Here is a 25268-nt window from a genome sequence, read left to right as displayed (position 1 = left end):
GGCAAAAGGATCATAAAAATATGAGCGCTGATACAGAAACCCTGGCGAGGAAAGTCCGTGAAGAGGTTATCAAGCCTGAGCAATCGACTCTGATTAGCCCGGATCGACAGTCACCGAGCCTCCTTCGCCGCGAAGCGACGGTCGAACCGCGGTTCGAACTGTTCCACTTCGTGTTCTCAGTCTGCTCGCAAAAGGTGCGCGGCACCCTAATGGAGAAGGGCGTGACCTTCGGCTCCAACGAGTTGACGATCCTTCCCCCGCAGAATGAGAATTATTGTCCGCAATATGTCCGGCTGCGGTTGCGATCGGAAGCCGCAGCCAAGCACCGTCCTGTCAGCTCGTTCACTGGGCAGTCGTCTGTTGATTCCGAAGGGTTCGACCCGCTCGTCGTACCGACCCTCGTCGACCATGAGACCGGCCGGATCCTCGCCGATTCCAAGGCAATCTGCCTCTACCTCTGCGACGCCTTGTCCGGCGGTACCGATCTTCTGCCCGCCGACATACGGGAGGCTGTGCTCAAGCAGGTCCAGCTCGCTGACACGACGCCCCATGTAGCCCTGCTCTACGGCGCCGATCCGGACGGTGATCGTCGGCCCGAAAGCATGCAGGCGGTCATGCCCGGCATCCACGCACACAAGATCGACGCCGTGCGCCGCAATATCCCGCTCGCGGACGGCGACCCGCTTCTCCTCGAAGCCTACCAACACAAGATTGTGAAGGAGGAAGCCGCCGCCTCGTTCGTCATCAACGAGCCGCAAATGCGGACCGCCATCTCGAAGGCGGAGCAGCTGGTTACCGATCTCGATCGCGACCTCGGGGCGTCCACCGGACCTTGGCTGTTCGGCGACCGCTTCACGCTCGCCGACCTGTTCTGGGCCGTCAGTCTCTACCGCTTCCTCTGGCTCGGCTATTCGGGTTTCTGGAAAGACGGTGCAGGCAAGCCCCGTGTCGAGGCCTATGCCAATCGGCTCTTCGCGCGGCCCTCCGTCAAGGATGCGATCATCCAGTGGCCCGGCCATCCGCCGAGCGAGAATGTCATCCATCTCCTGAGCAACGCCTAAAGGCAACCACCGCGCCGTCCGCAAGCGACGCGGTCCATGCCCTGAACGCGTCGTCCGGCAGGGCCGAGTGAGAACGGCGGAGCAATATTCGACCACGGTAGCGGCGGGATAGTCCTGCTGCGGGCGGCGTAAAAGTCGTCCACCTTGAAGCCTTTCTGCCGAGTCAGGGAGGTGTGGGGATCTACAGCGTGGAACTTTATCTTCAGGTCCGTCTGGCTTGCGCGGATGGCATGAGCCAACGGGCGGCGGCGAAGCGTTTCAATGTGTCGCGCGATACGGTACGCAAGATGCTGTCGTTTTCATCGCCGCCGGGTTACCGGCGCCAGTCCGTACCGCAGCGCCCGAAGCTGGACGGGTTTGTGGCGATCATTGATGGATGGCTTGAGGGTGACCGCAGTGTCCCGCGCAAGCAACGCCATACGGCGAAGCGGGTATTCGACCGTTTGCGCACCGAGCATGGTTTCACCGGCGGCTATACGATCATCAAGGATTACATCCGGGAGCGCGAACAGCGCAGCCGGGAGATGTTCGTGCCGCTGGCGCACCCTGCGGGAGATGCGCAGGCCGATTTCGGGGAAGCGCTGGTGGAGATCGGCGGGGTGGAGCAGAAGGCCTACTTCTTCGCGCTCGATCTGCCGCACAGTGATGCCTGCTATGTGCGGGCCTATCCGGCGGCGGTGGCGGAGGCCTGGGTGGACGGACACGTGCATGCCTTCGCGTTTTTCGGCGCGGTACCGCGCTCGATCGTCTATGACAACGATCGCTGCCTTGTGGCGAAGATCCTGCCCGACGGCACGCGGCAGCGTGCAACATTGTTCAGCGCTTTCCTGTCACATTACGTGATCCGCGACCGCTATGCTCGCCCGGGCAAGGGGAACGAGAAGGGCAATGTGGAGGGGCTGGTAGGCTATTGCCGGCGCAACTTCATGGTGCCGATCCCGAAGTTCCCGACCTGGGAGGCGTTCAACCTGTGGCTGGAGGAGCAATGCCGCGAGCGCCAGCAGGACAAGGTGCGCGGGCAGAGCGAGACGATCGGTGAGCGGCTGCAGCGCGATCTCGCGGCCATGCAGCCTCTGCCCGCTACACCCTTCGAGGCCTGCGATCAGAAAGGCGGGCGGGTCTCCTCGCAATCCCTGGTGCGCTACAGGACCAACGATTATTCGGTTCCGGTGGCCTGGGGCCATCAGGAGGTCTGGATCAGGGCCTATGTCGATGAGGTGGTGATCGGCTGCCGCAGCGAAGTCATCGCCCGTCATCCTCGTTGCTATGCCCGCGAGGAGGTTGCCTTCGACCCGCTCCATTATCTCCCGCTGATCGAGCAGAAGATCAACGCATTCGACCAGGCTGCGCCTTTGCAGGGCTGGGACCTGCCCGAAGCGTTCACGACACTGCAGCGGTTGATGGAAGGGCGCATGCACAAACATGGCAAGCGCGAATATGTGCAGGTACTGCGCCTGCTGGAAACGTTCACCCTCGCCGATCTCCAGGCGGCGGTCGAACAGGCCATCGATCTTGGCGCCATCGGCTTCGATGCCGTCAAGCACCTCGTCCTGTGCCGGATCGAACGCGTACCGCCCAGGCTGGACCTGGACGTCTATCCCTTCCTGCCACGCACCACGGTCGAGAAGACCTTTGCCAGAGCCTATCTGAGCCTGCTCTCCGACCGGCAGGAGGCCGCATGAGCGATCAGGCCCCGGAGATCCTTCTCGCTCACCATCTCAAGGCGCTCAAGCTGCCTACGTGCCTGCGTGAGCATCACAAGCTCGCGCGGCAATGTGCCGCTGAAGGCGTCGATCATATCCGCTTCCTCGCCCGCCTCGTCGAGATGGAAATGATCGACAGGGAGCGTCGCATGGTCGAGCGGCGCATCAAGGCCGCGCGCTTCCCCGCCGTCAAAAGCCTCGACAGCTTCGACTTCGCCGCCATCCCCAGGCTCAACAAGATGCAGGTGCTCGAGATGGCGCGCTGCGAGTGGATCGAGCGGCGTGAGAACGCCATCGCTCTGGGGCCATCAGGCACCGGAAAGACGCACGTAGCGTTGGGGCTCGGACTGGCAGCATGCCAGAAAGGACTGTCGGTGGGCTTCACCACCGCGGCAGCGCTGGTCAGCGAAATGATGGAGGCCCGCGACGAGCGCCGTCTTCTGCGCTTCCAGAAGCAGATGGCCGGATACAAGCTGCTCATCATCGACGAACTGGGCTTTGTGCCGCTCTCCAAGACCGGCGCCGAACTGTTGTTCGAGCTGATCTCCCAGCGTTACGAACGCGGCTCCACCTTCATCACCAGCAACCTGCCCTTCGACGAATGGACCGAAACCTTCGGATCTGAGCGTCTCACAGGCGCGCTCCTCGATCGCCTGACCCATCACGTCAGCATCCTCGAGATGAACGGCGAAAGCTATCGCCTCGCGCACAGCCGGGCCCGCAAGGCCAAAACCAGACCCTGAAAATTACACCAATGCCGGGGGGAGTGGCCCTCGGGCTACGCCCTCACGCCACTCCCCCCGGCATGTAACACGATGGCCTGGTTTTACGCCGCCGAATGGCCGACTTTTGCTCCGCCGTTGACACTTGCCTCGGACGAATCTAAATACGTGACCGGCGCCGAACTGGTCATCGACGGCGGCTGGTCCGTCAGCGCTTGAACTCGATCACAATCACAGAGGAGTAATCATGTCGAATCTAGAAGAGGTGATCAGCAGGTTTGCACTGGCCGATCTTGTGTCGGATTATTGCCTTGGCGTGGACAAGCATGAACTGGAGCGATTCCAGGCGATCTGGTGGGAAGATGCAGTCTGGGATATCGAGTTTGTCCAGAAATTCAGCGGTATCGACGAGATCAGCGGCGGAGTTGAAAATCTGATCTGGCCGATGTGGCAGAGCACCAACCATTATTGCACCAATCACCGTCTTGAACTCAACGGCGATACCGCAAAGGGCATTTCCGACGTCTACTGCATCGGCAATCTTGCCGATGGTCAGGCCGCACATGTCGTCGCGAGCTATCATGACGATTATGAACGCCGCAATGGCACATGGAAGATCAGCCGCCGGTTCGTCAACCAGCGCGTTTTCAGCCCGCTCACCGGATTGAAGCTTTCACCTCCGGGCCAATGATTGCCGGCTGGTAAAACGCATCAACTCTCAAGCGTGATATTTGGAGGAGAGACATGGCAAACCGATTGACCGGCAAGATTGTCCTTGTAACCGGAGCGGCGAGCGGACTTGGAGAAGCACAGGCCCGGGTCTTTGCACGCGAAGGCGCGAAGGTGATGCTGGCCGATATATCCACGGCTGGCGCAGATGCCGCTGCCAAAATCAGGGATGAGGGCGGAAGCGCCGATTTCGTGCAGCTCGATGTATCGAAACTGGAAAGCTGGAAAGACGCGGTAAGTGCGGCCGTTCAGACTTTCGGCGGCCTGACGTCACTGTCGAACACTGCTGGCATCATCCATTATGCAGGCGTTGAAGAAGAAACGATGGATGGCTGGAACCGGATCATCTCGGTTAACCAGACCGGTGTTCTTCTGGGCATGCAGGCGGCTCTTCCCGAGTTGGTGAAAAGCGGAAACGGCGCCATCGTCAACGTCAGTTCCCTGATCGCCCTGATCGCGGCACCAGGTTCGATCAGCTATGGCGCCACAAAAAGCGCTGTCCGGATGATGTCCCGCATCGCCGCGATGGAATATGTAAAAAAGGGCGTTCGGGTAAACACCATTGTGCCGGGCCCCATGCGCACGCCGATCACCGCGGATGTCCCGCCCGATATCCTTGAGGCCGATATCGCCAAAATTCCGATGGGATCCCCGGGCGACCCCGAAGATATCGCCTATGCAGCAGTCTATCTGCTTTCAAATGAATCCAAATATGTCACGGGCGCCGAACTTGTCGTCGACGGCGGTTGGTCGGTCAGCGCCTGACCAATAAAAACGCCGCTCGGATGCGGCAGCGATTTCGCAGATCAAGCTCCCCCCTTGGGCACTCTTCTCGCCCTTGGAAAACTGGCCCGGCAATGCTTGATGCAATGCCGGGCCTTCCTTTTATTCAGGCATGATGGGATTGACGGGCAAATCCGCGCCCTGACGGGTTGCGGGATCGCTCTCCGCGTAAACAGGATAGTCGGTGTATCCGTCGTATCCCTGCGTATAATAGGTTGCCAGCTGCGGCCGGCTGACGTCCCAGTCATTCCGGTATCTCTCAACCAGATCCGGGTTTGCGATGTAATGCTGGCCGAAAGCGGTCAGATCAGCACCGCCAGCGCCAATCATCGCAGCCGCGGCCGCACGGTGGAAACCGGCATTTACGATCATCGGACCATCAAACAGCGGCCGCAGGGTGCCGTAAACATCCCAGTCCATGCCGTAGTTGCCTACATGAAGATAGGCGATGGACCGCTTGGACAGCTCGCGCACCAGATAGCTGTAGGTCCCGACGGGATCGGTGTCCTCCACCTGATTGAATGTCCAGCCGGGGGAAACCTTGACGGATACAAAGCCGGGCGACGTCGCCGCAGCGATTGCATCCACCACTGCGAGAAGGAACGCTGATCGGCGCTCAATGCTGCCACCCCATTCGTCTGTGCGCAGATTTGCATTTGTCGACAGGAACTGCATCGGCAGATACCCTGCGGCAGCGTGGATTTCCACGCCATCGATACCGGCCTTCTGCGCCAGCACCGCGCTGGCCCGGTATTCATCGATGGTTTTCAGGACATCCTGGTGGCTGAGTTCACGCGGCGTCGGATAGGCCCGCTTCACCTTGGGCCAGGGCGAGCTATAGGGCTCGTTCAGCGGCGGCGCCACGGCAGAGGGAGCTACCGGGGCCTCTCCATTCAACAGAAGCGTGTCGGAAATCCGGCCGGCATGCATCAACTGAACGAAAATCGCGCCCCCTTCCCCATGCACGGCATCGGCCACCCGGCGCCACCCGGCGGCGTGTTCCTCGGTGTGAAGACCGGGAGTGAACAGATAGGCCTGACCAAGCGGGCTTGGCGATGTCCCTTCGGTAATCAGCAATCCCGCCGACGCGCGTTGCCGGTAATATTCAACATTCAGGTCCGTTGGGACACCGGACATGGCCGACCGGTGACGGCTCATCGGCGCCATGACAATTCTATTGCGAAGGTTGAGGTTACCAACCTTCAGCGGTTCGAAAAGCACATCGTTCGCGGACGCCATTTGTGTATTCCTTCATTTGTCGGGCACGCAGCAATTGTCAGGAACAGGGCGATGCCGTGCCGATCCATCGGTTCCTGCTCATCAAAATTTGTCTCGATCAATGTCCGTCGCGGACAAAATCAGCGTCAGCCAACCGCCCAAAAGACAGAGCGAGCCCATCCCCCCCATCAGAAGAAGGAACGATCCTTTTAAAAACGGATTGAGGTAGAGCGACCCACTCAACAAACCGGCCCCGCTCAGGAAAAATCCGGGCGCGTGCCGCGCTTTCAACGCGCCCAGGTTCATGAACGTTGCCGACGCAAAACAAGTCATCGCATGTATGAACTGGATTTGGGCCGCGAGGCGGAAGTTTTCTGTATGGGTTGCTCGCGGACCCAGGTTGGTCCAAATCCAGATCCCCATGGCCAGGCAGCCGCTACAGGCCGCCCAGCACATCCAGGTCCTTCTGCTCCAGAAGACCACGGGCATCTCTCGGACCCCCGCATCCATCATCCGAAATCGGGGCCATCGGGAAACACGCTTTTGACGGCCGGCCGCTCATGCATTGCCCTGGCCACGGCATAAAGTCTCGGTGTTGGCGATAGCCGCCCTGCAACCTGGGGCCGCAAACTCCAGTGAGCGAAGACCAGAGCGTAATAATCGCACAGCGAAAAGCCGCCCGGCAACACCGACTGCTCCCCCTGGATCTCATTTTCCAATGAGGTGAGAACCTTATCCAGGTTGACCAGCCCGGTTTGCGTTACGTCATCGCGTCCCTCGGGCGTGGAAGCGAACTTTTCAGGACGCAAGATTGGTCGAAATGCGATGTGCACCGTGCTGGACAACAGCGCCATGAACGAAAGCGCCTGCGCGCGCGCAAATGTACCGGATGCCGGCAGCAGATTTTTCTCGGTCACCTTGTCGGCAATATAGGTCAGGATCGCCACATTTTCCGTCAGAAGAGGACCTTCTTCGGTTTGAAGGGCTGGAACCTTGGCCCACGGGTTGATGGCCATATATTCCGGAGTCTGGGTTCGGCCGGAGCGAACGTCATACACCTGCACAGTGTGCTGGAGGCCACTCTCGATAAGGGCCAGCAACGATGCCGTGGAACAGGAGTTTTGAGAATGGAAAAATATCACAGATCAGGCTCCCACGCTTGAGCACGGCCAGGCCAGCCGTGCATCGAGCGATCAGTACATTCCTGCGATGGCATTGTGGACCCACATTGTCTTTGCTGCGATGGCGCAAACCATAGGTTGACGCGGCGCCCCGCATCCGAAACCGATAAACGTGTGAAAATCCATCATGCAAAGGAGTGCCGGAAAGCTCTTTGCGCAACCGGCGCAAATTATTGACAATGGCGGCGAACCGGGAGGATCGGCTTGGCGAGGTCCTTCAACCCTGACACTTACTCCATAAATCATTCGTGACGCGGCCTTCCCACAGGCCGGATGAATAGCTCTGGAGGTTAAAAATGTCGGACTTCAAGGATAAGGTTGTCATCATCACCGGCGGAGGCAGCGGCATCGGCCTTGCCGCGGCGAAATCCTTTGCAGCGGGTGGAGCCAAGGTCCTGATTACCGGCCGCCGCGCGAATGCTTTGGACGAGATAACAGCGACCAATCCGAACATCGTCGGTTTCGCCGCCGATGCTGCCGATCCCGCCTCCGCCGCGGGCGTGGTGGCCAAGGCTGTCGAATTGTGGGGCCGTCTCGATGTGGTGGTGAACAACGCGGGCGACGGTGCGGTAGGGCCGATGGAACTGATGACGGCGGACCGCATTGCCGCCATCTTCAACGTCAACGTCACCTACCCCAGCATGATCGTGGCCGCAGCCTTGCCTCACCTCGAGGCCACAGGTGGACTCATCGTCAATCTGTCGAGCACCTATGGCAGCAAGGCGGGCGCTCCCCTTTCCCACTATGCTGCCAGCAAGGCGGCGGTCGAACATCTTACCCGCTGCTGGGCTCTGGAATTCGCTCCCAAGCGGATCCGCGTGAACGCCATTGCCTCCGGGCCGGTGGAGACCACCTTCATGCAAAAGCAGATGGGCCTGCCCGATGAAGCGATCGAGGCGATCAAGGAGTTTGAGCGGAACACCATTCCGCTCGGCCGTCGCGGCGTGCCTGCCGATGTGGGCGAATGGATCGCAACACTCGCACGCCCCGAACTGGCTTGGGTGACCGGCCAGATCATCGCCGTCGACGGTGGCCTGCAGGTTACCTGAACCGTTACACAATTTGATCGTGAGACCCGCGACTGCCCTGGGCTTGTCGCGGGTTTCGGACCGGCACCGTTCCAAGCGGTGCCGTTTTCATTTGTGCCTGCCAGGCATCCTCGGAAACCCGCAATCAAATTCTCGACCTTTTTGCGATTACGCTTATTAAATTCCATAAGCGTTCATCGATCCGGCCTCCTATCCTTTTTGGAAAGGCGAAAAGATATCGACCGGACACGTAAAAAGGGGAGGCGATCATACACGGCGGCACCGGAACCAAAGCCGGGATTTTCGGAGGCCAGGGCTATACGCTTGGCATTCTGCTCCTCGTTTATGCGCTCAATATCGTCGATCGCCAGATCTTGTCGATCGTCCTCGAGCCGATAAAGCGGGACCTCCATCTCTCGGACAGCAGCATGGGATTCCTGGTCGGGATCTCATTCGCCCTTTTTTATGCGACACTGGGTATCCCCATCGCAAGGCTGGCCGACCGCGGAAACCGGCGAACGCTGCTCGCCGTCTGTCTCGCGATTTGGAGCGGGTTCACCGCACTATCCGGGCTAGCGCAGAATTTTATCCAGCTTGCCCTTGTTCGCATGGGCGTCGGCGTTGGTGAGGCTGGCTGCAATCCGGCGGCACATTCCATGCTTGCAGACCTGTTCCCCCGTGAGCGCCGCGCCACGGCGATGGGCATCTATTCACTGGGCGTACCGGCAGGGTTGTTTCTAGGACTTGTCGTGGGCGGCTACCTCAACCAGTCCTTCGGCTGGCGCGTGACGCGGCTCTGTTGCAAAAATCGTGAAGCTTGAGCATGCTTGGCGGAGATTGGACGGACGGAACGATGACGGATTTCAAGTGGCGCCATTTCCAGGGTGATGTGATCCTGTGGGCGGTGCGCTGGTATTGTCGCTATCCGATCAGCTATCGCGACCTTGAGGAAATGCTGGCGGAACGCGGCATTTCGGTCGACCATACGACGATCTATCGCTGGGTCCAGTGCTACGCCCCGGAGATGGAGAAGCGGCTGCGCTGGTTCTGGCGGCGTGGCTTTGATCCGAGCTGGCGCCTGGATGAAACCTACGTCAAGGTGCGGGGCAAGTGGACCTACCTGTACCGGGCAGTCGACAAGCGGGGCGACACGATCGATTTCTACCTGTCGCCGACCCGCAGCGCCAAGGCAGCGAAGCGGTTCCTGGACAAGGCCCTGCGAGGCCTGAAGCACTGGGAAAAGCCTGCCACGCTCAATACCGACAAAGCGCCGAGCTATGGTGCAGCGATCACCGAATTGAAGCGCGAAGGAAAGCTGGACCGGGAGACGGCCCACCGGCAGGTGAAGTATCTCAATAACGTGATCGAGGCCGATCACGGAAAGCTCAAGATACTGATCAAGCCGGTGCGCGGTTTCAAATCGATCCCCACGGCCTATGCCACGATCAAGGGATTCGAAGTCATGCGAGCCCTGCGCAAAGGACAGGCTCGCCCCTGGTGCCTGCAGCCCGGCATCAGGGGCGAGGTGCGCCTTGTGGAGAGAGCTTTTGGCATTGGGCCCTCGGCGCTGACGGAGGCCATGGGCATGCTCAACCACCATTTCGCAGCAGCCGCCTGATCGGCGCAGAGCGACAGCCTACCTCTGACTGCCGCCAATCTTTGCAACAGAGCCCGCTGGCTCTGGGAGCCAATGTCGGGACCGCCATCAATCCCATTCTGGAGGGGGCAGGGCGCAATGCCGCGGCACGCCGATTGCCGCTTGGCAATCTGCTCAGCCGCGTCGCAGGCGTGGTGTTGGTACTGGCTGTCTATCCACTGGTGGCACCGTTCGTTCAGAGCATTGAGGCGGATCCGGCCCGCGCGATCGCGAATTTCCATCTGTTTTTCAATTTGAGCCTGGCGATCCTGCTCTTCCCGTTTCTCACGCCATTCGCGAAACTGCTGGAGGGATTGCTACCCGAGCGCGACGAAGCGGAGCGACCGGGGGCGCCGAAATATCTCACATACGTGGCCCCAGACGCGCCGATTAGTCAGCTCCTCGCTGCGGCGACGCGCGAGGCTTTGCGCCTCGCCGACGTCCTGGAAGCAATGTTAACAGGGTTGCGCGGCGCGCTCGGTGACCCAGATCGGCGCCGAATCGAGGACCTTCGCAAGCTCGACGATCAGCTCGATCAGATCACGCGGATCATCAAGGACAAGCTGGTCGCTCTCGATCCGGTGAAACTGGATGGGGAAACGAGCGAGAGGGCCGGTCGGATCATCGCCTACTCGATCAACCTCGAGCAAGCAGGTGATGTGGTCGACCGCAGCTTGCTCGACATTATCGGCCGCGCCGAGAAGCGTGGAAAACCGTTCTCCCGCGAAGGGAAGGCTGAGCTGATTGCGCAGGTCGACGAGTTGATCGAAACGCTGCGCCTGTCGACAGCCGTGTTCCTCAACGGGGATGTTGAAGGGGCGCGGGCGCTCGCGGCCTCCAAAGAGAAATTTCGCCGGATCGAAGAGGACGCCACGATCGCGCATTTCGGGCGACTTCGTTCGGGTAACATTGAGTCCTCCGAAAGCAGCGCCCTGCACCTGGACGCGCTGCGCGATCTTAAGCGGGTCAGCAGTCATCTCATCGAGGCGTCGGCTTATCCGATTCTGAAGCAGAAGGGCGACCTGCTGCCAACGCGATTGAAAGTCGCTCAATAGGCGAGTTCGACGGCTCGCACCGCACGCCGATTCGAAAGTTCGATAATAAGTGTTATGTTAAATCAATGGCTTACGTCGGAGCCACCGAGCGTTCTAGAACGGCAATGCAGCCTGCTGTGGACGGCGATGCGGCGTGCTGGCTACAGGACGCGGTTGCAGGAGACCGCGCGCCAAAGGCGTAAGCGTATAGACCGCCTGTCGCTGAGCACCACGGTTCTCATGGTCGATCCGGTAGCCTTGATAATGACGGGTGATCATGCCAGCCCGGACGAGCTCGGAGACAGCGCGGCTCACGTTCGTCTTGCCGGAATTGCGAGCTCGCGCGCGGACCTCGGCCTCGATCGCACGCTCAGCAAGATCGGGATCATCCCCAAGCTGGCCAGCGGAAGCCAGCTCTTCACGCACCCTTGCGAATAATGCCAGTCGACGCGGATCTCGATCGCCCATCGGCGCAAGCGCATCACAGAGCCAGTCCCGAACGGGCACGGCTTCACCTTCGTGCAGCACGATGGGTCCGAGCCGTCCATCAGGTCCGGCCGCGCCGGCAATCAAGTTCAGAACCATGAATGCATAGCGCGGGCGGGCCGAGTTTCGCGCCAGAACCTCAAGCAGCCTCGGCATATCGAGGCTGCTCCTGGCCGTGCGAGGATGAAGGGGTTCATGGAGCATGGGAGAATCATGCACATGTAGAACGAAAAGTGAATCCCCGAAGCGCCCATTCGAGGCATATTTGTCGCTGGTGACACTTTACCCTCGGGTAAAGTGTCATTGTTGGCATTTTAGGCGCGTCGGGCATGCATGGCAGCCCCTTCCAAGAAGCTGCACCAAACGGGCAAACGCTTGGTAAGGGAATTCCACCTAAGTTCGGCAATGCCGGATATCCTACGGCCGAACTCGAAACATCGCCGCACTGATTGGGGGAAAGATGACTGCCGTCTCGGCCACGAACGTCTATTATATCAAGCTCGGACGCGGAGGTGACTGGGAGGCTGAATGCATCCGCGACGGCATCCTGCGTTTCGGATATCGGGAGGCGCCTCACGACCTTTGCGCTGCTGGTGATTGGAGCGGCGTCTGGGAAGTGATGATGGGAGTCCGAGGCGACCCGGGGGCTGCGACGCGCGATGTGAAGCAGATCCGCGCTTTCTACGAGAGCGATGAAAGCACGATCTTCATCACTTTCGTTGGCGGCCTCCTTTACTGGTGCCGGCCCAGCGGCGAAATTGAGCTGCTCGCGGACAAAAGCCATCGACGCGGGACGGTAGACGGCTGGCACAACAGCACAACGGGCGGCAGTTTGCTGACGGCCGACCGGCTCTCCGGGCACCTTCTCAAAGTCCAGATGTTTCGCGGCACCATTTGCGACGTCGCGGCGGCCGACTACCTGTTACGCAAGCTCAGCGACGAGCTTTCTCCCGAAGTCGCGGCGGCCGAGGAAGCCGAGCGATTGCTGATGGCGGCGACGATCCCGCTCATGCGCCTTTTGACGTGGCAGGATTTCGAACTGCTGGTCGACCTCATCTTTTCGAGCAGCGGCTGGCGCCGCGTCACCCAAGTCGGCAGGACACAGAAAACCGTCGATCTCGAACTCATCCTTCCAAGCACCGCGGAACGCGCATTCGTCCAGGTGAAGTCTCAGGCTTCACGGGCCGCACTCGAGGACTATCGAGAGCGGCTCGCCGATGCCGAAGCCTATGATCGCATGTTCTTCGTCTGGCACTCCGGCAATATCTCGGAGGATCTGGACGCCAACGGGGTGATCCTCCTCGGCCCGACGCGTCTCGCCCGAATGATTGTCGACAGCGGACTGACGTCCTGGCTGAGGGAAAAAGTGTCATAGCGCCGCCAGCGCAGGGTGGGCCTACGAATTGGAGAAATGAGAAGGATGGACGACGAGAGCGCCGCCGATTTCTACGGAACCGAACCGCGGTATCGCAAGGTCGCAGAGATCGGCACGTCCGAACTCTATGAGGCGTTGATGACGCTCGCTGGCTTTGCCGAGAATCCGTTCCTCGCCATGCAGGCAAGCCAGCTCTGTCTCGTCGACAATATGCTGAACGGTCTCGAGGACCATATCCTGAAGCGCCAGTTGGACGACGAAAAGCCCCGGAGCCGGATCGCACAGCTTTCGGCGCTGACGCCGATGTGGATCTATGCAGCCTATGAGCTCCTGAGGACATGGCGGCAGCGCTGTGAGGAAGTGATCAAGCTCGCCGAAAACGGAGGCTTTGGTCTCAAAGCGACGAACCTAGAGCGGGATCTGGGATACCGCCATTACGATCGCGAACTCCGCGCGCAACAGCTTCGTGACGCTGAGGAGCGCCCTGATCTGGTCGCGCAAATGCGCCACGACTTGCGTCGAACCGAGATGGGATTCACGCGGCTCGAATTCCTCCGCGTCGCGCTCGCAAAGCACGAAGTGAGCAAGAAGGGGAACAAAAAGCCGATCGCCTTTGCCCCAGGCCTTGCGATGATCGATCGCTATTCCGGGTCCATGCAATACGAATTGAGCAATGGCGGCGCGATCATTGGGTTCATTACCCGGCGAGACGTCGCCGAGACGATCCGCTTCATTCCCGAGTTGGAGGAGCCCAGCGACGAGGACCTTTCGGAGTTCCGCGCCTATATGAACCCGCCTGACGTCGAACCTCCCGCGTGATGATGGTTTGAACCCCACAGGGGTGCTTCCGCTGCCGTCAATCGAAGGAAGGCGAACCCTCAGGCCAACCCGATGCATGCCAAAGGATATTGAACTGTTCGCGCAGGAGGCCCTTCATCCTGTCTCCAAGGTCCTCGACCTGTAGCTCAGGCAGGTAGAGCTCCGGCTTCCGAACAGGGCGCCCGCCAGGTCTGGCCTGCCGAAGGATGACATCGTCAACGCCTCGCAGGACGATCTGTATCAGGCCAGCTCCCCCAAGCCCGATCGATGCAAGGACATTCGCCAGCCGCTCGAGGTGTTCGACAATTGAGTCTTCCAGCCCGCGGCCATCGATCGCTATCTCCGGGTCATCGTCAATCCGGTCCGCGATCGTCATTTCAAACTCGATGGCTCCGGGCCGGACAAACCGGGTCAACCACCGGGTCTCCGGGTTGTTCTGCGTCGGAATTAAGGGGAGTCCATGGTTCCACCATTGCCGCTCGTCGGAGCCGGCTTCGACCCTGACCGACATATCAGGGGGAAATCGCGTCGACGCGGCCATTACGACTCTCGGGTTGAGTACGGGCCGATCGATGGCAGCGAGCGGAACGAGCCGAAGGACGAGAGCCGGCGACATTACAATTCGGGGAACGCCGCCCCGAATTCGGTCGGACGCCAGTTCCGTCAACATGGCGCGCGCCGCGTCCCAGCGGGGATCAATCTTTGCAGTCGCCGGTTCGGGGGCTGGCGCAGCGGCAATGCGCGCAGCCCGCAGGACCTCGTCGTCGAGGATCGCCCTCAGCGCTGCTTCAAGGTCTCGCTGAAGCCCGAGCCGTGCGGCCTGCCTGATCTCGTCGGTCGCATCGGGTGCACAATGAAACAGGATCGGGCGCTTGAAATGCCGCAGATCAAACGGGAGCGGATGCTCTTCCGGGTGGCCCATCGCCGTGTTCATAACGCCAATGAGGCTGCGCCAACCGCGTGATTTAAGGGCCCAACCATGTTCGAGAAGGACATTGGGATTGGGCGAGCGCTGTTCGTTTCCCCGAACTGCGACATGTGTAAGATCGGAGACGAAAGCCACGGCATTGTCGATCTTGTCGAAGATCGTGTCGACGAGCGGCGGCATCCCTGGCACATTCGCAGTGTCGCGGTCAGCCTTGAGGTCCCGATCGGCAGGATCGATGGCCGCGTCCGCATTGATCGCGCGAATGGCCCGGTCGAGGGCCCACTGGATGAAGCCACGCCCGATGCGATTGTCCGTGTCGCTTTGCCAGGAATAAAAGATGTGCTGCGGCATTCAGGCGTCGAACCTCATGATTGGCGAGGCCGGTGTAACTATCATCCTCTTCTCGAATTTGCCCCGGCAAATCCCACGGGGAACGACAAAGAGCGAATGATCGGCCAGTGCAGCCGGATCGATTCTGCGCCTACAGATCGAGGCCAAGACTTCGCTCAGGCAATGGCGGGAGCAGGTCATCGGTTGCACGCGTCCCGTCTGCCGGCACTGCGGAGGGCTTTGCATTTTCAGCGAACCCGTTTGACTTCTCGGGTGACCCGGCCGCGATCGCGAGCCCATCAGGAAGGCCAAGCCCTTCGATTGGCCCCGGATCGAATTTCTCTGCACCCTTCGGCAGGGCAAGCTTCTCATCGATGTCCAGTTTTCCCCTCACCTCAAGGGCCGACGTCTTGTTCCCGGGATTATGCTGTAGCTGACGCGTGAGCTTTTTGCGGTCGTCCACGACCATGGTGAGCTCCTCACGCACCCGGGTCACGCCGACATTGAACAGACGCTGGTTCGAGAGCTGGCGTTCTTGCGAGGACATGACGGTAATCGCTTTCGGCGTCGTGATCCCCTGCGCCATGTGCATGTTGAGACTGTAGGCAAGGTCGAGCCGAGAGAGCATAGAATCCCCAAGCGAGAGAGTAAGCGGGTGCCTGCCAGGCACCTCGACTGTGACCCCTTTGGCATCGACGCCAAGGACGCGCGCAGTAGCCGAATTCAGCAATCCCCGTGGCTTATCGTTTGCAGTCCACCGTATTCGATCCCCTTCCCGCAGATTGATGGTCTTCTCCTTCGCGAGCAGCAGCCGGTCTCGGCGGTCTATTGGCGAGAGGCGCTGCGGATCGAAACGGATTCGCCGGCGGCCTGACATGAGCTCGATTCGGCCATTCGGATGGACCTTCTCCACCGCGTAGCGTCCTTCTCGAAGGCCCACCTCGGGTGCACCGCCACGACCAACCTCAAGGGTCTGCCCCTTCTCATAGGTCGAAGCATGGCGAAGCTCCTCAGCGGTCAGGTTGATGCGGTCATAGACAGTGAGGGTTGCCGCCTTTCCCTTGACCGCCCCCTCGGTGACCAGTCCGTCCTGGATACGTCTGTTGATGATCGCCCGCGCTGCACGGCCCGACGCGAATACCGCGGTTTGCGAGCGTTCCGCCTCCGGCAAGGAGAGCCACAGCTCGGCGGCTGCCAGCGCGGGCTCTTTCGCCTCAATTACCTTCTCCCCAAGGACCCTCAGTGCCTGTCCGGCCTGCCCGCGATTTGCGAGCGCTGCGACGGCTCGCAGTCTTGGGTTCGTCTGCCGGATATTCTCGTCCATCCGGGCCATTGTCGCGCCCTTGGCCTGGATCATGGCGAAAGCCTTGCCGGCGTCGATCGATGATAGTTGTTGTCGGTCCCCGACCAGGACGAGCTTGTCGACATCTAGAGCGTCGACGATCCGATGGAGCTTCAGCATGTCGTCACTCGAGACCATCGAGGTTTCGTCGACGATGATCATCATGCCCGCGACGCGCTCGCGGGCAGCCTCATATCGGTCGGTATCGCGCTCGATAATGAAAGCCTCGTTTGCCAAGACGAAGGATGCAATCGTCTCTGCAGGTATCCCAGCCCCCTCGCTGAGATCTGCGACCATCTTGTTCTGGAATGCCAGGCCGAGGAGCGCACGGCCCTTACCTTCCACAACGCTGGCGACGGCCTGCAGCATGGTCGATTTGCCGGCGCCGGCGACGCCCTGGACGATTACGGTCCGATCCTCCGATGAAAGGATCATCGACGCGGCGGCGAGCTGGCCGGCGTTAAGCGGCTTATCCGCTGCAGATTGGAGCTGGTCCGGCGCGGACGCCGGCGATACGACCGGGCGCGCACGGCCCTCGCCCGCTTTCACCGCAGCCAGGATTTGCTCCTCCGTCCGGAGGAGTTCGGGCGTCGTGATCATACGGCCCGTACGAGCCTCGGCAGCGACGACTCCCGGCAGGAGTTGCTCGCGATTCAAAAGATCCGCGATTCTGCCTTCCACCAGATCGACCGTCACACCTTTGAGGCCAAGGTCGAGCGCCGTCTTGGTGAGGCTATGCTCCGGCCATGCCGCCTCCCGCTCACCAAGGATGCGAATAGCGGAAGCGACGGCAAGCTGCGTTCGAGCCTCTTCTGGCGAGCGCACCGACCGAGCCAGATTGGCATCGACGAGGGGGTCTCGCGGTCGCAAATGCGCATCAAGGCGGATACGAGCCTTGTCGATCGCGCCAGCGATTGCACGATAACTCTTTTCCAAGAATCCATCCGGCGGCCGAGCGCCGGAGCGCGCTTCGGCCGCTTCCAGGATCGCCGCGCCGTCGAAACCGAGCGATGCGGCACGGTCGACCCATTGCTGCTTCAGAGCGTCCCGATCCTCGACCGCGAGCTTGGGGTCACGTGTCCGCTGGGCAACCTCGCTCCGGCCCTCTGGCGAGGAGATTCCGAGCGTTCCGGATGTCTCTCGAATTTCATGTCGACGCCTACTGAATTCATCGATCACCCCCTTGGGAACGCCGGCGATCTCGAAGGTCCCATGCTTACCCTTGAGCTCCACGGTGTACCCGAGTCTCTCAACCTCCCTGCGTAGAAAGGCGTGATAGACCGCGCCGATCACCGTATTGCGGCTCCAGACCTTGTCCGCATGGAGGGCATGCCATTTCCCGTCCGGCATCCGGGTCAGATTCGCGATCACGGCGTGGATGTGGGCCTGCGGATCGAGCGCCCGGCTCGTATCGTGCTGGAAGAGCGCGTAGACAAGATTTCCAGTCTTTACGGGCACGACCTCGCCCTGAACTGCGCGCCGCCCTTCCGCGAGATTCTTCTCGACCCAGGCCATCGTCTTCGTGACGGCTGCCATGTTGGCGGCGAGCACGCGACGGTCGCCGGCGACATAGGCCATGACAGATGCGGATTTCGGCATCGAGAAGGTGAGATCGAAGCCGGCCCGGCGGTTCTCGACCTGGGCGACCGCTTCCCCATTCGGCAGAAACCCATTCAACGTCGCTTCGAACTCGTCCTTCGAAACCTCGCCCTGTAGGCCGAGTTCCCTCGCGCCCTCGCCTTCCCAAAGGCTAACTTCCGATGACCCCTCGATGGTGTAATAGTCGTCCTTCGCGAAATAGCTGGCAGCGCCTGACGCCGAGCGGACCGGTGCGACGGACAGCACCGTCAAATGCCAATGTCCATACCGTCATCGTCTCGCTCATTCGTGAAGGACTGGCGGAGCTCGATGAGGGTCTGATCCTCAACATTTGGGACCTGGCGATCTGAGGACGCCATTCCCTGGCGATCGGAAGCTTCGTTCCCCGAATGTACGTCTCGATCGGGGACTGGCTGCGCCTGCTCGCCCGGCGCAACACCAAGAGGACGCCCTTCCCCGACTAGCTGAGGATCTCCCGCATCGCCCTCATTTCGAGACGGCGTCTCGGCTCCGGCCTCAGCCTCCATGGACAGGATCCGCGCGGCCAAATCACGGGCAGGATTGGCCTTCTCGGTGACCTCCTCTGATACCTGCGCGCCGCCGTCCCGGCCGCCGGCCTCCTCCCCTTCCCCGCCCTCGAACGCCTCTTCTCCGCGCTTCGATCTCACCGGCGCGATATTGGGTCGGACGATGAAGCCTTCGGCCACGGTCGGATAGTCTTTCCATTCAAGGAGAATGCGCGCCGCAGGGAAGCCCTCGGGGAATTTCACGAAGCCATGGAGGGATGGAAGATTGGTGATGTCGTCGGGAATGACGAGCGGTTCGACCTGCTTGCGCGGCGTAAGGGTCGAGGCGTCGCGGGTGTTGTTGTACCCGTAGCTATAGGCCTCATCCATCTGGCGGACCTCCCGGTTACCGATATAGCGCGCGCACTGCTCGGCGGTGTCGAGATCGGCCGTCGCCAGGATCAGCTTTGAACGCGCGAGCGACGCCAGGTTTCTTGCGCCCTGCTCGCCATAAACCTCGACGAGCTTCTCGAAGCTGTGGATGCCAAGGATCATCGCGCCCCCAAACGCGCGCGCGGTCTGAAGGCCGCTCTCGATAGCGGGCAGTCGGTGCAGCGCGCCAAGCTCGTCGAAGATAAACCAGGTGCGAAGCGACCGCGTGCGCGGAAGCGTCATCAGCCGGTTGATGGCAATATCCATCCAGAGCGTGAGCAGCGCCCTGTTCATAGGCAGATCGACATAGCTCGAAGTGACGAACAGGATCGATCCTGGCACCTTGTCGCGGGTGATCCAGTCACGGATCGAGAAGGGCTCGCCGTCGTCCGGCAAAAACCTGAGGACTTGCGCATTGGTATTCAGCACGGCGCGGATCGACTCCGCCATGCGGGCTGCCTCAGGCGCCGTCAGTGGGTCGGCGATGGTGTTCGCAAGGAAGCGATGGACGCGCTTCAGGTCGGCGGTCATCAGATCCTCCGATAGCGCAAGGTTTGTCGTTTGCCCGCGCTCCTGGAGCCGCACGCACATCTCGATAAACAGCGTGCGCGCCGCCAGTGCCCAGAACGGTTCGGACGCGCCGCCGTCTGAAGGAATCAATGCTGCCGCAGCGGCCGTGAACTCGCTGTAGGTGCGGCAGTCGTTGAAGATGGACCAGGCGGGGCACCGCGCGTCCATCGGGTTGAGTATGGTGTCGCGCCCCGGCTCATAGAAGGCTTCGACATAGGCGCCCGTGAGGTCGAAGATAACCGCCGTGTCCTGCCGCGCACGCATCTGCGCGACAAGGCTGCGAAGCTCGGTGGTCTTGCCCGACCCGGTGGTCCCGAAGAGCATCACGTGCGACTGTTCGGTGCGGTGCGGGAATGGGATCCCGGCGAGCAGATAGGGGTGATGGATTCCCGCCTCCTTGCGCGTGGCGAAGGGGAGCGCGAGCACCTGAGCAGGCGACAGACCAGGGCAAAAGGCTGTCACATCCTCTTCAAATTTGACCCGGTTATGCTGGGCGATCTCAGCTTCCAGCAGAGCTCGATCGACGAGCATCGCGCCCCGCTCATGGCGTTCCTGAAGGATCGTTCGCCCGCGACGATGGGAGATGTCGACGAACCAGATTGCAGCCGGGATCGCCGTAAAAATGGAGATCAGAACAGCGCCGAGAAAGCCGCGTAGCGCTGTGTCCCAGGCCTTGATGACCTCCGGGATATAGGAGACCGCTTGCATGACCGTGCGCACGATCTCGCCATTCGGCAGCGTGACGTTGACGCGCTTGGCAGGATCGAAATCCATCCAGTCCCAAAGGACCGCGTAGAGCTTCATGCAGACAAGCTGGAAACCATGCTCGTCGAGCTTGATCGACATGATCACGAACCAGGCGGCGATGAAGAGAAAAAACCATAGGATGAAAGGGAGCCTGGCGCCCGACAGCCACATCAGCAATTCATGCGTCAGGAGTTGGCTGCCCCGCGTGAAATTGCCGGCGTTGCGCTGGACGTCACCGCGCGCCGAATGATGGCTGAGGGGAACCGGCCGGCGGTTCGTGCGGATGTCATCACGCGCCATGGAATTGCTCCAGACGCCGGTCGGTTTCCGCCACGAGGCGATCGCGATATTCGGGGAATTGCTCCCGGATGATGATGTCGAGCGCGAGGTGCTGATACTCGTTGATCCGGGCGATCCGACGCTGGCTCGAGCTCAGCAGCATACCGCCGGCGAGGTAGCTTTCGACGGCGGCGCGGATGATGTCCGATGGCGTGCATTGGCGCGCCGCGGCAAGCTCGACGACACGCTCATATTTGGCGCGGTCGAGGCGCACTGTGCAGTGCTTGTTTGGGGTCGACAAACCAGGCCTCCTAGCAGGGAGGCTGGCGGGGTCTCAGGAGATCGCTGAATTCATAGCCGAAAATGGCGGATTGGACAATATTGCAGGCTGCTACTCACCATTCGTGTTCGGTGCGAACACCGGAAAGGCGCGGATTTCGGCCATTTCTTGGCGCTCCACGAGTTGTCCCACGGCGGCCCACACGGATTATTTCCATAACTCGTTGATTTCCAACGACACACCAGCACCTTCAGGTGCAAAGGTGTGCCTATGCTGCCCCAGGACGCATGAGAATCATGAGCGTCCAGGACCATCATCGATATCGAGGGAAAGACCGCGTCCGGCAGGGCATCGTTCCGTCCAGCGGACGGAACGCATCGCCCGATTGGTCGGGCCGATCAGCGCAGGTGTCGGTTCTCGCCTTGGCGCCTTGGTGGGCGTCTGCTAGGCGGGATTTGCGTCGCGGAAATGCGCGGCGCCGGGACTGGTAATCCCGCGAACAAAGCAACTCGGAAACTCGCGTTTTCCGGGGTGCCGTTGCACATGTCCAAGCCCATTCGGGCCAAAAGTTTCGGCGCATGTGTGTTCGCATGTTACCAGCCCCGGCGGCTCCCGCGCGGAACGCGCGGGAGTTCGGGTGGCCGCAGGACAGCGCGGTGTCCCGGTTGTTGGAGGTTAGAGCATGCCCAATGATGTGGCGAATGTGGATCGGGCGAAGGCCGTTGCACTGATGCGCGAAGCGCTCGATTTGCTCGACCGAGCAGGGCGGAGCGAGGCGGCGATCTACCTTCAGCATGCGATCGATACGGTCGAACGGCGGCCCGTCATGGGATCGGGAGATCCGCTGGATCTGAGCCTCATCGGTCACATTCTCGGGCCATTGGATGTTGCCCCGCGTGGACATCATTTGCGGGTCAGGAAGGGGCAGGCAAAGGGTCCGGCCCCTGTCGTCTGATCCGGCACCAAATCGGACCAAATTCAGACGTTTTGAGGCGGCGGTTTTCTCGACGCGCGGGTGGGGCCGCGCCTAATGTCCTTCCGGTTCGCAGCCCGATCAGCGTGAACGAAGAGGGCCTTATGGCACGCACTTTGGAACAGGAGCGCGCGGCGCTCGAGACGGAGGAGAAGAGGCTGGGAGAACGGCGGCGGCGCCTTGAGGAACGCGAGCGCGAGCAGGCGATCGGGGAGGTCGAGAAGTCGGGGCTCTTGCGGATCGACGCAAAGCGTCTTGGCGGTCTTCTTGCGCGCATACGCGCGCTCGGGATCGACGAGGTGGAAAAGCGTTTGGCCGTCTGATCAAGACCTGCCGCGACTAAACGTCGCGGCGCGGCCGGGAAGGGTTCGATGCCCTTCCCGGCCGCCTCACCGCAAGCACAAAAAAGGAGGCGCGCGGCCTCCTCCTGTGTTGGTCGACTGGAAGGCGCAATCCGTCCCGCCAGCGAAGCGGGACGATGCGCTTAGATGATTGCGTTCAGACCCTTGCGCTTGACGATCGAGAGCAACCGCAAGGCGGGTCCTCCGGGCCGCTTCGTCCCCCGCTCCCAGTCTGACACGAGGTTCTTCGACACGTTGAGATAACGTGCGAAGACGGGCTGCGAGACATGCTCCGCTTCGCGAATGGCGCGTATTTCTTCGGGCGGAAGCGGGGCAGCGGGGATCAGGCAGGATTCGTCGAACTCGCGCATGGTCCGTTTGTCGATAAGCCCGGACTCATAGAATCCCTCAGCCATCTCATGGATGGAGGCTGCCGCATCGCTCCTATAAGTTTTCGTCGTCATTTCGTACCTCGATGAGATTGCCGTTTTCGGCTTCAATTTCCAGTTCGTCGAGCGTGAAGCTCAGTGTGATCTTTGCCGCCGCTCGCAAAATCGCGAGGTCGCCTGCGCTGATATTGGCCCGGTCGTTCTTCGCGAAGCCGAGGACGAAAATCGCCCGGTCCTTTGACCGGAAAACGATGATCGTCCGGTATCCGCCCGAACGCCCCTCCCCTTCCCTAGCGACGCGCTGCTTGATCAGCCCGCCGCCAAGATCGGCATCGATCAATCCGCTTTCGGCTCGCTTGATCTCCTCATGCAAACTGGCGTCCGCGATCCGCTCGCGCCTGGCGAATTTGTCGAACCAGCGGTTCTTATAAATGGGCATGGTCGCCACCGGCCCTTTCCGATTGTCTATCATACATAGTATTACACCTCAACCCTCTTTCCTTTGAGGCGTCGGCCTCACATGGCTAGAGCGACAACGGCCGCCGCAATCCACGTCAGAAGGGGTCGCCGGAAAGTTCCACTTGCATGTCGTTGAGACTGTTGAGCGCGATCGCGATGTGCGTGTCGGCGCGCTCAGCGTTGGCGTAAGCGAGATGCAATTCGAGGGCGATCGCCCCAAGGCGCTCGATGAGCTCAAGTGCGGTCCATGGCGGCGCCTCGGGTGGCGCATATGGCGGACAAATGTCGTCTGCGAGGCCAAGCCATGGGTTGTAACGGATTGCGGCCGATGGCTCGGTATAACCGGCGGACGCGCGCTGCCTCTCCCGTTTCGCATCGGCTCGCTTCTTGGCGAACCGGACGACGGTCAATTCGGCCTCGATCCTGAACCGTTCGAGAGGGTCGCCGCAGGCGGCGAGGTCGGCTTCAAGTGCGCTGATTTGCTGTTCCAGAGCCTTCATTGTCTCGTCCTTGAACTGGAGGGCGACAGCCCGCTGGCTGCCGCACTCCTGCTCCCGGCGAGGGCGGGTGAGTGGGGGGCAAGGAGAATCTGACGGAGTGGTGCGGGCGCAGGGAGCGAAGCGAAAGAGCCTCGGTCTGGCTGATTGTCCTTGCGGGGGAGAGAGGGCGGCGCCCTCGCTCACCCCTGGGACAATCAGAAGTGTCGCGCGAGCGGGGCAGCACACGGCGCTACGTCGGTCGCGGTACGAACAGGCTTCAGCTGGTCGGGGGATCGGCGTCGATCAGGCGTCTTACCAACGGCGCGAACGCCATCACTGCCCCGCCGATACCGACGGACCACCAGCCGATCTGACTATACACATTGAGCACGGACTGCCGGTCGGCCGTACCGCTGCTGCCGCCGCTGGCGGCTGCTATCATGCCTGCGGCATATTCACCGAGCGCCATCGCTAGGAACCAGATGCCCATCATCAGGCCGATCATCCGTGCCGGGGCCAATTTCGACATCGCCGACAGACCAACCGGCGAAAGGCAAAGCTCGCCGATGGTGTGGCAGAGGTAGAGAATGAAAATAAACAAAACGGGTGTCAGCGCGCCCGGTTCGCCCGACCCGGCGACGAGGACGAGAAATCCGGTGCCGACCAGTGCCAGCGCGATCCCGAATTTCGCCGGTATCGATGGCTCCCACCCGCGCTTCGCGAGCCACATCCAGAGCGCGGCCATGACCGGTCCGAAGATCAGGATGTAAAGGGCTGTCAGGGATTGAAACATCGACGCCGGGATTGTGAGGCCGAGGATGTTCCGGTCGGTGAACCGGTCGGTGAAGAGGCTGAGGGACGATCCGGTCTGTTCATAGAGGCCCCAGAAGATCGGGTTGACGACCAGCAGGAACAGTGCGGCCAGCAGGCGGTTGCGCCCGGCGCGCTCCATTCGTCCGAAGGCTTCCCAGAGGATGTAGAGGACCGCGCCGACGCTTGCCGCGGCGAGCAACCAGCCGACGATGACATGCTGCTGAATCAGGAGCCAGCAGATCGCGATTGACGCCAGACTGGAAAGATAAACGAGCCATTCGCGGGAGATGATGCCGGCGATGCGCTCGGCAAGCCGATCGGGATCGGGGGGCTCGCCGTTCCCGTGGAGCAATGGCTTGCATAAAATGAACCCGATGACGCCCGCGACCATTCCGACGGAGGCGGCGCCAAAGCCCCAGTGCCAGCCCCATGTTTGGCCCAGATAGCCGCAAAGGATGGGCCCCATGGTCGCGCCGAGATTGATGCCCATGTAGAAGATCGTATAGGCCGGATCGCGGCGGATATCGTCTCGCGGATAAAGCGCCCCGACGAGGGCCGATGCGCTGGATTTGAGAAATCCTGTACCCGTTATGACGGTCGCCAGCCCAAGCCAGAAAAGGCCGAGCCCCATCGCGCCTTTGTCGTCGGCTTCGAGCCCGAGGATGATGTGCCCGATCGCGATGACGATCCCGCCGAAGAGAACTGCCTTGCGCTGCCCGAGGTAGCGGTCGGCAAGGTAGCCGCCCATGAGCGGGGCGATGTAGATGAGCGACATATAGGCGCCGTAGGAATAGCTGGCGTCACGGTCGCTGAAGAGGAAGTGCTGGGTCAGGTAGAAGATCAGCAGCGCGCGCATTCCGTAGAATGAAAACCGCTCCCACATTTCCACGAAGAAAAGGAGGAATAGGCCTCGCGGATGGCCGAGCCAGGTCTCCCCTGCCTCGCCGGGTAATTCTGCGGTCGCCATGGCGGCCCCCTGCCCTGCATGTTGTCGGTCTGGCCGCGGAACGCGCCTCCCGTTGGGGT

At 61.1% G+C, this 25268-nt stretch carries 26 protein-coding genes; 14 read left to right on the top strand and 12 right to left on the bottom strand.

Features of this window, described 5'->3' with window-relative positions; all coding sequences use genetic code 11:
- The first annotated feature begins 20 nt into the window (after positions 1-20).
- From linD to KNJ79_RS19725, 6 genes are all read left to right on the top strand, one after another.
- On the top strand, positions 21-1061 hold the full coding sequence (gene linD / locus KNJ79_RS19750; protein WP_013035740.1) for a 2,5-dichlorohydroquinone reductive dechlorinase: 1041 nt from the start codon (positions 21-23) through the stop codon (positions 1059-1061).
- A 188-nt stretch (positions 1062-1249) separates the two neighbouring features.
- Positions 1250-2743: an IS21 family transposase gene (gene istA / locus KNJ79_RS19745; RefSeq protein ID WP_031294232.1), complete on the top strand. Its 1494-nt coding sequence runs from the start codon at positions 1250-1252 to the stop codon at positions 2741-2743.
- On the top strand, positions 2740-3507 hold the full coding sequence (istB, locus tag KNJ79_RS19740; protein ID WP_007686288.1) for an IS21-like element ISSsp5 family helper ATPase IstB: 768 nt from the start codon (positions 2740-2742) through the stop codon (positions 3505-3507). Before istA ends, istB begins: the two co-directional genes overlap by 4 nt.
- 72 nt (positions 3508-3579) lie before the next feature.
- Positions 3580-3705 carry a hypothetical protein gene (locus KNJ79_RS19735; protein ID WP_269078864.1) on the top strand — a complete coding sequence of 42 codons (126 nt, stop codon included), beginning with the start codon at positions 3580-3582 and terminating at the stop codon, positions 3703-3705.
- A gap of 28 nt (positions 3706-3733) precedes the next feature.
- Complete coding sequence (locus tag KNJ79_RS19730) at positions 3734-4177, top strand: nuclear transport factor 2 family protein (RefSeq protein ID WP_317152288.1); 444 nt, start codon at positions 3734-3736, stop codon at positions 4175-4177.
- 53 nt (positions 4178-4230) lie between these two features.
- A complete protein-coding gene (locus tag KNJ79_RS19725; RefSeq protein ID WP_317152287.1) occupies positions 4231-4980 on the top strand; it encodes an SDR family NAD(P)-dependent oxidoreductase in 750 nt (249 codons plus the stop codon).
- A 120-nt stretch (positions 4981-5100) separates the two neighbouring features.
- On the opposite strand, the gene KNJ79_RS19720 is transcribed toward KNJ79_RS19725, so the two are convergent.
- From KNJ79_RS19720 to KNJ79_RS19710, 3 genes are all read right to left on the bottom strand, one after another.
- Positions 5101-6237: an alkene reductase gene (locus KNJ79_RS19720; protein ID WP_317152286.1), complete on the bottom strand. Its 1137-nt coding sequence runs from the start codon at positions 6235-6237 to the stop codon at positions 5101-5103.
- A gap of 81 nt (positions 6238-6318) precedes the next feature.
- Positions 6319-6639 carry a DUF423 domain-containing protein gene (locus KNJ79_RS19715; protein WP_317152285.1) on the bottom strand — a complete coding sequence of 107 codons (321 nt, stop codon included), beginning with the start codon at positions 6637-6639 and terminating at the stop codon, positions 6319-6321.
- Positions 6640-6725: 86 nt separating this feature from the next.
- Positions 6726-7358 carry a glutathione S-transferase family protein gene (locus KNJ79_RS19710; protein WP_317152284.1) on the bottom strand — a complete coding sequence of 211 codons (633 nt, stop codon included), beginning with the start codon at positions 7356-7358 and terminating at the stop codon, positions 6726-6728.
- A 335-nt stretch (positions 7359-7693) separates the two neighbouring features.
- Between KNJ79_RS19710 and KNJ79_RS19705 the strand changes: the two genes are divergently transcribed.
- The 4 genes from KNJ79_RS19705 (at position 7694) to KNJ79_RS19690 (ending at position 11116) form a co-directional block, all read left to right on the top strand.
- Positions 7694-8446 carry an SDR family NAD(P)-dependent oxidoreductase gene (locus tag KNJ79_RS19705; RefSeq protein ID WP_317152283.1) on the top strand — a complete coding sequence of 251 codons (753 nt, stop codon included), beginning with the start codon at positions 7694-7696 and terminating at the stop codon, positions 8444-8446.
- Between the two features lie 353 nt (positions 8447-8799).
- The gene (locus KNJ79_RS19700) at positions 8800-9246 is read left to right on the top strand and encodes an MFS transporter (protein ID WP_317152282.1); all 447 of its coding nucleotides are present in this window, start codon (positions 8800-8802) and stop codon (positions 9244-9246) included.
- A 32-nt stretch (positions 9247-9278) separates the two neighbouring features.
- Positions 9279-10043 (top strand): IS6-like element IS6100 family transposase, encoded by a 765-nt coding sequence (locus tag KNJ79_RS19695; RefSeq protein WP_015449415.1) that lies wholly within the window; start codon positions 9279-9281, stop codon positions 10041-10043.
- Positions 10044-10084: 41 nt separating this feature from the next.
- The gene (locus tag KNJ79_RS19690) at positions 10085-11116 is read left to right on the top strand and encodes a Na/Pi cotransporter family protein (RefSeq protein WP_317152281.1); all 1032 of its coding nucleotides are present in this window, start codon (positions 10085-10087) and stop codon (positions 11114-11116) included.
- Positions 11117-11209: 93 nt separating this feature from the next.
- On the opposite strand, the gene KNJ79_RS19685 is transcribed toward KNJ79_RS19690, so the two are convergent.
- On the bottom strand, positions 11210-11785 hold the full coding sequence (locus KNJ79_RS19685) for a hypothetical protein (protein WP_394357138.1): 576 nt from the start codon (positions 11783-11785) through the stop codon (positions 11210-11212).
- 256 nt (positions 11786-12041) lie between these two features.
- On the opposite strand from KNJ79_RS19685, the gene KNJ79_RS19680 reads away from it, so the two are divergent.
- Positions 12042-12956 (top strand): restriction endonuclease, encoded by a 915-nt coding sequence (locus KNJ79_RS19680; protein WP_317152279.1) that lies wholly within the window; start codon positions 12042-12044, stop codon positions 12954-12956.
- Positions 12957-13001: 45 nt separating this feature from the next.
- Positions 13002-13775 carry a hypothetical protein gene (locus tag KNJ79_RS19675; protein ID WP_317152278.1) on the top strand — a complete coding sequence of 258 codons (774 nt, stop codon included), beginning with the start codon at positions 13002-13004 and terminating at the stop codon, positions 13773-13775.
- A gap of 37 nt (positions 13776-13812) precedes the next feature.
- On the opposite strand, the gene KNJ79_RS19670 is transcribed toward KNJ79_RS19675, so the two are convergent.
- From KNJ79_RS19670 to KNJ79_RS19655, 4 genes are all read right to left on the bottom strand, one after another.
- The gene (locus KNJ79_RS19670; protein WP_317152277.1) at positions 13813-15054 is read right to left on the bottom strand and encodes a hypothetical protein; all 1242 of its coding nucleotides are present in this window, start codon (positions 15052-15054) and stop codon (positions 13813-13815) included.
- A gap of 130 nt (positions 15055-15184) precedes the next feature.
- A complete protein-coding gene (gene mobF / locus KNJ79_RS19665) occupies positions 15185-18220 on the bottom strand; it encodes a MobF family relaxase (RefSeq protein WP_317153958.1) in 3036 nt (1011 codons plus the stop codon).
- A gap of 2 nt (positions 18221-18222) precedes the next feature.
- Positions 18223-20529, bottom strand: a complete 2307-nt coding sequence (locus KNJ79_RS19660; RefSeq protein ID WP_317152276.1) for a type IV secretion system DNA-binding domain-containing protein — start codon at positions 20527-20529, stop codon at positions 18223-18225.
- Complete coding sequence (locus KNJ79_RS19655) at positions 20519-20809, bottom strand: ribbon-helix-helix protein, CopG family (protein ID WP_317152275.1); 291 nt, start codon at positions 20807-20809, stop codon at positions 20519-20521. The genes KNJ79_RS19660 and KNJ79_RS19655 overlap by 11 nt, the downstream gene beginning before the upstream one ends.
- Before the next feature lie 661 nt (positions 20810-21470).
- On the opposite strand from KNJ79_RS19655, the gene KNJ79_RS19650 reads away from it, so the two are divergent.
- Both KNJ79_RS19650 and KNJ79_RS19645 read left to right on the top strand, forming a co-directional pair.
- Positions 21471-21743: a hypothetical protein gene (locus tag KNJ79_RS19650; protein WP_317152274.1), complete on the top strand. Its 273-nt coding sequence runs from the start codon at positions 21471-21473 to the stop codon at positions 21741-21743.
- Between the two features lie 122 nt (positions 21744-21865).
- The gene (locus KNJ79_RS19645) at positions 21866-22084 is read left to right on the top strand and encodes a hypothetical protein (protein ID WP_317153957.1); all 219 of its coding nucleotides are present in this window, start codon (positions 21866-21868) and stop codon (positions 22082-22084) included.
- Positions 22085-22245: 161 nt separating this feature from the next.
- On the opposite strand, the gene KNJ79_RS19640 is transcribed toward KNJ79_RS19645, so the two are convergent.
- From KNJ79_RS19640 to KNJ79_RS19625, 4 genes are all read right to left on the bottom strand, one after another.
- The gene (locus KNJ79_RS19640) at positions 22246-22566 is read right to left on the bottom strand and encodes a helix-turn-helix domain-containing protein (RefSeq protein WP_317152273.1); all 321 of its coding nucleotides are present in this window, start codon (positions 22564-22566) and stop codon (positions 22246-22248) included.
- The gene (locus KNJ79_RS19635) at positions 22547-22930 is read right to left on the bottom strand and encodes a type II toxin-antitoxin system RelE/ParE family toxin (protein ID WP_317153956.1); all 384 of its coding nucleotides are present in this window, start codon (positions 22928-22930) and stop codon (positions 22547-22549) included. The genes KNJ79_RS19640 and KNJ79_RS19635 overlap by 20 nt, the downstream gene beginning before the upstream one ends.
- Positions 22931-23045: 115 nt before the next feature.
- Positions 23046-23450, bottom strand: coding sequence for a hypothetical protein (locus KNJ79_RS19630; protein ID WP_317152272.1), 405 nt, complete (start codon positions 23448-23450; stop codon positions 23046-23048).
- Positions 23451-23706: 256 nt separating this feature from the next.
- Positions 23707-25209, bottom strand: a complete 1503-nt coding sequence (locus KNJ79_RS19625) for a peptide MFS transporter (protein ID WP_317152271.1) — start codon at positions 25207-25209, stop codon at positions 23707-23709.
- Positions 25210-25268: the final 59 nt, after the last annotated feature.

The sequence above is a fragment of the Sphingopyxis indica genome, assembly GCF_032879645.1.
In the GTDB taxonomy this organism is placed as follows: Bacteria; Pseudomonadota; Alphaproteobacteria; order Sphingomonadales; family Sphingomonadaceae; genus Sphingopyxis; species Sphingopyxis indica.
The sequence above is the reverse complement of the archived record's forward strand: the minus strand, read 5'-3'. Positions and strand labels throughout refer to the sequence as shown.

Excerpts from the sequence above, each read along its gene's own strand:
- KNJ79_RS19625 (WP_317152271.1), bottom strand. The coding sequence starts at position 25,209 with ATGGCGACCGCAGAATTACCCGGCGAGGCAGGGGAGACCTGGCTCGGC.
- KNJ79_RS19695 (WP_015449415.1), top strand. The coding sequence starts at position 9,279 with ATGACGGATTTCAAGTGGCGCCATTTCCAGGGTGATGTGATCCTGTGG.
- KNJ79_RS19715 (WP_317152285.1), bottom strand. The coding sequence starts at position 6,639 with ATGGGGATCTGGATTTGGACCAACCTGGGTCCGCGAGCAACCCATACA.
- KNJ79_RS19645 (WP_317153957.1), top strand. The coding sequence starts at position 21,866 with ATGGCACGCACTTTGGAACAGGAGCGCGCGGCGCTCGAGACGGAGGAG.
- KNJ79_RS19670 (WP_317152277.1), bottom strand. The coding sequence starts at position 15,054 with ATGCCGCAGCACATCTTTTATTCCTGGCAAAGCGACACGGACAATCGC.
- KNJ79_RS19660 (WP_317152276.1), bottom strand. The coding sequence starts at position 20,529 with ATGGCGCGTGATGACATCCGCACGAACCGCCGGCCGGTTCCCCTCAGC.
- KNJ79_RS19635 (WP_317153956.1), bottom strand. The coding sequence starts at position 22,930 with ATGCCCATTTATAAGAACCGCTGGTTCGACAAATTCGCCAGGCGCGAG.
- KNJ79_RS19725 (WP_317152287.1), top strand. The coding sequence starts at position 4,231 with ATGGCAAACCGATTGACCGGCAAGATTGTCCTTGTAACCGGAGCGGCG.
- linD (WP_013035740.1), top strand. The coding sequence starts at position 21 with ATGAGCGCTGATACAGAAACCCTGGCGAGGAAAGTCCGTGAAGAGGTT.
- KNJ79_RS19685 (WP_394357138.1), bottom strand. The coding sequence starts at position 11,785 with ATGCTCCATGAACCCCTTCATCCTCGCACGGCCAGGAGCAGCCTCGAT.
- KNJ79_RS19675 (WP_317152278.1), top strand. The coding sequence starts at position 13,002 with ATGGACGACGAGAGCGCCGCCGATTTCTACGGAACCGAACCGCGGTAT.
- KNJ79_RS19640 (WP_317152273.1), bottom strand. The coding sequence starts at position 22,566 with ATGACGACGAAAACTTATAGGAGCGATGCGGCAGCCTCCATCCATGAG.
- KNJ79_RS19680 (WP_317152279.1), top strand. The coding sequence starts at position 12,042 with ATGACTGCCGTCTCGGCCACGAACGTCTATTATATCAAGCTCGGACGC.
- KNJ79_RS19630 (WP_317152272.1), bottom strand. The coding sequence starts at position 23,450 with ATGAAGGCTCTGGAACAGCAAATCAGCGCACTTGAAGCCGACCTCGCC.
- KNJ79_RS19730 (WP_317152288.1), top strand. The coding sequence starts at position 3,734 with ATGTCGAATCTAGAAGAGGTGATCAGCAGGTTTGCACTGGCCGATCTT.
- istB (WP_007686288.1), top strand. The coding sequence starts at position 2,740 with ATGAGCGATCAGGCCCCGGAGATCCTTCTCGCTCACCATCTCAAGGCG.
- KNJ79_RS19720 (WP_317152286.1), bottom strand. The coding sequence starts at position 6,237 with ATGGCGTCCGCGAACGATGTGCTTTTCGAACCGCTGAAGGTTGGTAAC.
- KNJ79_RS19705 (WP_317152283.1), top strand. The coding sequence starts at position 7,694 with ATGTCGGACTTCAAGGATAAGGTTGTCATCATCACCGGCGGAGGCAGC.
- KNJ79_RS19735 (WP_269078864.1), top strand. The coding sequence starts at position 3,580 with ATGGCCTGGTTTTACGCCGCCGAATGGCCGACTTTTGCTCCGCCGTTG.
- KNJ79_RS19650 (WP_317152274.1), top strand. The coding sequence starts at position 21,471 with ATGCCCAATGATGTGGCGAATGTGGATCGGGCGAAGGCCGTTGCACTG.